This is a genomic window from Microcystis sp. LE18-22.4A, assembly GCF_027531105.1.
GTDB classification, from domain to species: domain Bacteria; phylum Cyanobacteriota; class Cyanobacteriia; order Cyanobacteriales; family Microcystaceae; genus Microcystis; species Microcystis aeruginosa.
Genome location: NZ_JAPZRB010000008.1, coordinates 1 through 6,323, shown reverse-complemented (window position 1 = coordinate 6,323; position 6,323 = coordinate 1). Strand labels below are relative to the sequence as shown.

The following is a 6,323-nucleotide window of genomic DNA, read 5'->3' as shown; positions in this document are numbered from 1 at the left end:
GCGAGGGATTCTTGGTTCATCGAGTTTCCTTAATCTGACAGGACGTATCCAATCAAACCAGAGGGAATCTCTCCCCAAGCGTATTAGTTTCCGTGTGTCCCACGGTACTTAGTCCCTTTTTGAGAATATTGATAGCGGCGTTAATATCTCTATCTTCTACATAGCCACAATGGGGACAAACATGGGTTCTCGTCGATAGAGATTTAGGGACTTTTTGACCACAATTAGAACAGTTTTGACTCGTGTTATGGGGGGCTACTGCTACCGTAGCCTTACCATATTTAAAACCAAAATATTCTAACCATTGCCGAAAAGTGGACCAAGCCACATCATTAATAGATTTAGCTAGTCTAGAGTTTTTTACCATGCCTTGAATATTTAAGTTGACCTGAGCGATAAAATCGTTAGATTTAATGACGCGCAATGCCTCTTTTTCGACAAAGCCTCTACGTTGCCTACTTACTCTTAAATGTTTTATAGCATACCTCTTTCTGGCCCTTTGGTAGTTATTTGACTGAGGTTGACCTTTTCTAAACTTTTTAGATTTTTTCCGATTTAGACGGTTTAATCTTTTTTCTGCCGGTTGATAGTATTGCGGTATTTCTACCGTTTCCCCATCACTATTAGCGTAGAAAACTTTTAAACCTACATCCAATCCCACACATCTTTTAGTCGGTTCTAGGGGTTTCGCATATTCCCGAATATCAACACTTAGACAGAATTGGACATAGTAACCATCCGCTCGTTTAACAATTCTAACTCGTTTAATTTGGTCTATAGGATAAAAGTTTAGGTCTCTAGTTCCTTTTAGTTTAACCGTCCCAATGTTTTTCTTATCTGTGAAAGTTATTTTCTTTCTATCCTCTGATAGTTTCCACCCACAGTTTTTATATTCCACAGAACGATTATTTTTCTGAAACTTGGGATAGCCTTTTTTACCTTTTATTTTTTTCTTACAATTGTCATAGAAACGGGCAATAGCTGACCAAGCCCGTTCGGCCGATGCTTGTCTAGCCATAGAATTTAGAGTATCGACAAACTTGAACTGTTTGGCGAGAACTGCACAATATTTATTGGGAGAATATTTATCAATTTTATCTTCCCTCTTGGCATCCATCCAAAGCCTTAATGCTTTGTTTCTGATGAATTGTACTGTACGAATAGCTTCATCAATGGCAGAACACTGACTTGGTTTGACCACGGCTTTCATTTCTAAGACAATCATTGTTTATCGACCTCAAACAACTTATTTTATATTAACCTGTACAGCATAGATTGTCAAGATTTTAGTCGTGCTTCGCTGTTTTATATTGGTCGGGGTTTCATCCCGTCCCTAAGCGCGAGGGTCTTCACCCCGACATTTGAGATAAACCGCACGAGCGACGCGGGTACGATTAGCTTCCTGGTCTCCGTGGGCATAAGTTAGATAAATCCAGCGATTTTGGGCAAATTGGGGATGAATTGCCACATCGAGCAGTCCTCCTTGTCCGACGGCAAAAACTTCGGGAACTCCAGCGATGGCTTTTGGGTCTAATTTGCCCTCTCTAACTACTCTTAAACGACCGGGGCGCTCTGTGATGAGGATTTCCCCGTTAGGTAGCCAAACCATCGACCAAGGATGCTCTAAACCCTCGATTACGGTCACTTTTTGCCATTGATTGGTCTGGGAATTATTCGCCGAAGTTAATACATTTGCACCTTGACAACTGGAGATAATTATGGTAGTAAAAACGCTAGATACTAAAGGGGAGAAAAGGCGATTGAGAGAATTAAGCATTAGTTGGTAACTCCCCAAGTTTGCCATGGCATAGACATCATTAAGGTTGGTTCGGGTTAATGGCTCGTACAAACTATTTGGCAATACCTCTAATTTTCGCTTTGACTTTTTCAATGAATGAAGAAGAATTAACATCGTGGAGATGTTGTTTACTGGCTTTACTTAGGATTGATGCCACTAAACCAAAGGAGGACTGAGAAGAAAAAATCAAATCATTACAACTGGCTAACAAATACATATCCATTAATGCTTCTATGCCATTTTGAATGCGATCGGGACATTGATCCCAGTTCTGGTGCATTCTTTCTCCCGATGGTGGAAACCATTTTGGTGTGGTGATAATATTTGGAAATTCCTGTTGAAATTTTTCAACAACTTCTTGAGAATCTGTGGACAAGAAAATTCTGTCGAATTTATTCTTTTTGTTGATTTTTTTAGTCTTAGTAATTAGCTTATCTAAAGGAATCTTCATGTCTGTGTATCTGACATGAACGCCTAGGGTATTCACTCCAAAGTAAGATGATCGGAAATCTTCGATAGACTGAACAATTTCAGGTTTCAGGCTTAGATGAGAGTTTAATACCTGTTTGATAATAGTACGATCATCCATTTTTGCCAAGTAATCGAACTTCCCATGAAAAAGTTGTCTCATCTGGTTGATTTTATGAGTATAAGCACAGAAAACGAGAATCTCACTCTCATAATTTGTTCTAGATAATTCAACCGACATAGATTGATCCGAAATCCTTAAATCTTTTCTTAGTCCACCAAAAGATTGATCTAACTTATCAATCCATATCTCAGGATAGACAGACTTGCTATCAGGTATAGATTCTACTGAACTGGTCTTTGGACAGTTAAAAAATAGAGGGAAGGAATTGATATCGTCATGACAATAAGTATTATCCCGCCAATCAATAACTAACTGGCGATTACTAATTTCACTATAGATTATTGCACCACAGGCGGCCAGAATTCGGTTCCCCATGCCAGAGGAACCTTTACAAATCAGAAATTTTCTAGAGCTATTCATATTTTCTATTAAGTATCTACTAAACTATAAACCTAGGCGACGGCGAGTTTTTTTGAAACTAAAGGGGGAGTGAGCCATAAATAGCTTGACAAATTCTAGGCGACTTTGAAGATCACGATATTTTTTTAGGTAGTAAAATAGTGCTTCTAAATCAATATAAACACCCTTGCGATACAGGTAATGCGCTAATTCTACCCCACTAATCTCATTTTTTAAGAGGTCAATTAACTCAAGACTGCTAGGTAAGCTATTGGGGCGGAATGAGAAACTATAGGCAGAGTTTACCCATGATGCTTCTTTCCCTTTATAGGTTTTAGATTCTGGGTGTCCAAAACCAATATTATAGATCAAAGAAGTTTTGGGAATGAGATGAACCCGATTTTGATACAAAGATGCAAGAGTAAGAGTAATAACCCAGTCAGTTTGCTCATTTCTCTCTAGCCAGAACTGGTTTATTATAGTCATTTTTGTTTGCACGGTGGCGGGTATATTATAGAACTTTCCAAAAGGATTATATTGTTTTGGCTGATTGATGAGAGCGATATCATTCCAGCGATCGGCCCAGATACCGAATCCCCAAGAAAAAACTCTACGAGAGAGAGCAAAATCCTCTTCGATCAAATGATATGCTTGCTCTGGAAAGGCTGCATATCCGCTAATCGAAAAGATTTTTTTTTGTTCACGGTATGCCTCTAGCAGACGGCACATCCTATCATAAAAATATGGATTGGGAAAGTTATCATCTTCCAAGTAAACAACAGATTCATAAGTGGACAGTGCTTCTGTCAAGGACAAAATGACATTTTGATCACAGCCCAAATTTTGTGGTCTTAACCTTATATCTACTGGAATTTTACTAGAGAACTCTTGCAGTAAGGCAATTGTTTGATCAATCAGGAGTATATCACGTTCATTTCTTGCTCCATCCACATAGGCAATGATCTGATGAGGAAATAGAGTCTGTTGGGTTAAACCCTTTAAAACTTCCTTGAGTAGAGCGGGACGAGTAAAAACTGTTAAAATAACTGGCGGCAAAGAACTAGGTAAAGGTACTTCATCAAGAGACATTGGTAAATTTGTTAAATTCATAGACTACCGCAAAACAAAAATTTTAACATCTGCACAAATCATGCCCAATATGGTAACACCTTAATTTGACTGTGTCAAGCTTAATTACACTTCGATAACTCCCAGCTAGAATTTTTTTACCTTAACTGGAGAGAAAACTTTTACTATAATGTTCGGATATACTGTCTCCTTTGCCTGACCACTTATTAACCATAACTTCCTAGTTGGTAACTCTCCAAGTTTTCAGCAGATCAATATAATTATATTGACTCCATTTTGAGGAGTTGTTTTAGAAAATTTAAGAGATTTTGTAGTGATGGTATTTGCGTTAAAGTTTGCTCGCTAATCCACCGATCATCAGAAATAGTTGCGGTGTTGGTTTTTCCCGGTTTAAGAATACTAGCAATGGCGGCAATAGTGGCTTTTTCTTTATCAAAAGGTTTCCAGCCAATTTGACTAATTTCCTCCTCAGAAAACTGTTGAATATATGCTTTTGCCCTCTTCATATATTCAGGATAGGCGATTTTTCCACAATCACAAAGTAGGGTATCTAAGACACCTTGATCAACATTATTAGGCAGTATGTATAATCCGACTCTTGGTTTATTTTCTTGAATAGTTCCCGTGGCAGCTACTACCGTGGGAAAGTCGGGAAAATATTCCCGAAAACCCTGATGATATTTGCGAGCAACTTCTGCCGGGTTATCTTTATCCGCATCGGCAATAATGGCAAAAGCTGATAATTGATCGTTATAATCTATATCGGCAAGTTTATTGGTTAAATTTTTAATTAATTCACTGCCACCCCCGGCATAAATTGCCACGGATAAAGTCTCAGTATAAAGAATAGATGGCATATCGAGTCTGATGTAAAGTTTTCCAGTTTTAAGAGGAGGATATTTCGGAATAAATTTTTTCCAAATTGGCTCTAGATTTGAGAGTTCTTCACATTTAGAAAACCCCAGCAGTTTACACATAACTTTCACCAGAAAAGCTTGATCATGATTACCCTCCACTCCAATCAATATATGTTCTCGACTCACCAACGAACCTCCTGTCCTAAGTCTTCTCGTAAGCTTTTTAATCGAGTCCAATCATGTCTAACTACTCTAGTATAATTTTCCTTTGGTTCGAGACGATAAAGCACCAAATCTGATTCTCGTTCAGTAACTTCTAACAGAGCATCAACAGCTTCTAGACTGTGGGTAGTAGCAAACAGTTGTACATTCATTTTTTGACACCATTTAACTAACCAATTAAAAGAACTTTGCAGTGCCTCTGTATGAATAGCTGATTCTAATTCATCAATGAATAAAATTCCACCTTTAACACTGGCAAGTTTGAGGGCAATATGAAGTAAGCGACGCACCCCATCACCAAAGGTACTAACGGGGACAAGTCCCAATTTTTCATGTTGAATATAAATATTAAATCTGGAATATAAAGAATGAGGAGGTAAGAGAATTTCTAAGTCAGAAATATTACTGTCCATTTGACGCAGTAAATCGATAACATCTGTTTTAAAATTGGCAAATCTCACTTCTGAAAGCAATCGAAATTGACCAATATCAGAACGATGAGAAGCGGGACTAACCAGAGAAGTTAGTAAGCTAGGTTCTTTTTTTCCCGATAGTCTAGAGAGAGAGCTATTTTCCCAAAGTTGATAGTTTTCTTTCAGGGGATTTTGGGGATAATTAATTAAACTTATTAATTGTTCTTGAGCCAGAAATACTGTTATCGATAAGTTGATACCTTTTCTTGTTTCCCATAAATCTTCATTATTATCGATTAAATCTTCGTTTTCTTCGCTAATTATCTCATTAGGATGAAGCTTGTCTTCGGGACTGTCAATTAAAATAATTCCTTCGAGTTCTTCATAAATTGCCTCGATTTTCTGAACTTTAAAGGAGCCATTTCCTGTGATTGATATAACCCCGTGATTAAGTTTTTCTTGCTCAATCATTGCATCGTGGGTAAATAACCACTGTAGGGAATCTAGATAAGGAGTCCGAGAAACTCTGTACTCTTGTTCTCTTTGTCTAGCAGTATTTAGCCAAACTTTTAGATCTAAGGGATGACAGTAAATAGATAACGCTTCGAGAACGCTGGTTTTTCCCGAATTATTAATTCCCACAAGCAGGTTAATCTGTCCGAGATTCTTTAGCTCAAGCTCTCGCAGTCCTCTAAACTGGTGAATGGTAATGTTTTCTAGGCTTTTAGTCATAAACTTAGTTTAGCTGAAAAGGGTGACAAAAAACTAAGTTATCTCCTCAAATGTATTGAAGTTTTAATTTAATCAACTTCTGGTTCTTCGTTACTTAGTATGGTTCGATAGGGGGGCATAAATCGACTAAATCCTTATCTGGCAAGAGACTTAATTGATTAGTTCGCTCTAGATCAAAAATAATTGACAAAAATCGCCAAATGCCTTTCTATATAAGGGTT

General features: G+C 37.7%; 5 protein-coding genes and 1 pseudogene. All 6 read right to left on the bottom strand.

The window, feature by feature from the left end:
• Positions 1 to 52 precede the first annotated feature (52 nt).
• The gene (locus tag O9295_RS00240; RefSeq protein ID WP_288030836.1) at positions 53 to 1,225 is read right to left on the bottom strand and encodes an RNA-guided endonuclease InsQ/TnpB family protein; all 1,173 of its coding nucleotides are present in this window, start codon (positions 1,223 to 1,225) and stop codon (positions 53 to 55) included.
• Between the two features lie 141 nt (positions 1,226 to 1,366).
• Positions 1,367 to 1,777: pseudogene (locus O9295_RS00235) on the bottom strand (PQQ-dependent sugar dehydrogenase); the annotation flags it as partial.
• Between the two features lie 73 nt (positions 1,778 to 1,850).
• Positions 1,851 to 2,810 carry a NodZ family protein gene (locus O9295_RS00230; RefSeq protein ID WP_288030835.1) on the bottom strand — a complete coding sequence of 320 codons (960 nt, stop codon included), beginning with the start codon at positions 2,808 to 2,810 and terminating at the stop codon, positions 1,851 to 1,853.
• 24 nt (positions 2,811 to 2,834) lie between these two features.
• Complete coding sequence (locus tag O9295_RS00225) at positions 2,835 to 3,899, bottom strand: glycosyltransferase family protein (RefSeq protein WP_288030833.1); 1,065 nt, start codon at positions 3,897 to 3,899, stop codon at positions 2,835 to 2,837.
• Between the two features lie 239 nt (positions 3,900 to 4,138).
• A complete protein-coding gene (locus tag O9295_RS00220; protein ID WP_288030831.1) occupies positions 4,139 to 4,921 on the bottom strand; it encodes a DUF3226 domain-containing protein in 783 nt (260 codons plus the stop codon).
• Positions 4,918 to 6,102 (bottom strand): AAA family ATPase, encoded by a 1,185-nt coding sequence (locus O9295_RS00215; RefSeq protein ID WP_288030828.1) that lies wholly within the window; start codon positions 6,100 to 6,102, stop codon positions 4,918 to 4,920. Before O9295_RS00215 ends, O9295_RS00220 begins: the two co-directional genes overlap by 4 nt.
• Positions 6,103 to 6,323 lie beyond the last annotated feature (221 nt).

Coding starts and splice junctions, on each gene's coding strand:
- O9295_RS00240 (WP_288030836.1), bottom strand. CDS start 1,225: ATGATTGTCTTAGAAATGAAAGCCGTGGTCAAACCAAGTCAGTGTTCT.
- O9295_RS00230 (WP_288030835.1), bottom strand. CDS start 2,810: ATGAATAGCTCTAGAAAATTTCTGATTTGTAAAGGTTCCTCTGGCATG.
- O9295_RS00225 (WP_288030833.1), bottom strand. CDS start 3,899: ATGAATTTAACAAATTTACCAATGTCTCTTGATGAAGTACCTTTACCT.
- O9295_RS00215 (WP_288030828.1), bottom strand. CDS start 6,102: ATGACTAAAAGCCTAGAAAACATTACCATTCACCAGTTTAGAGGACTG.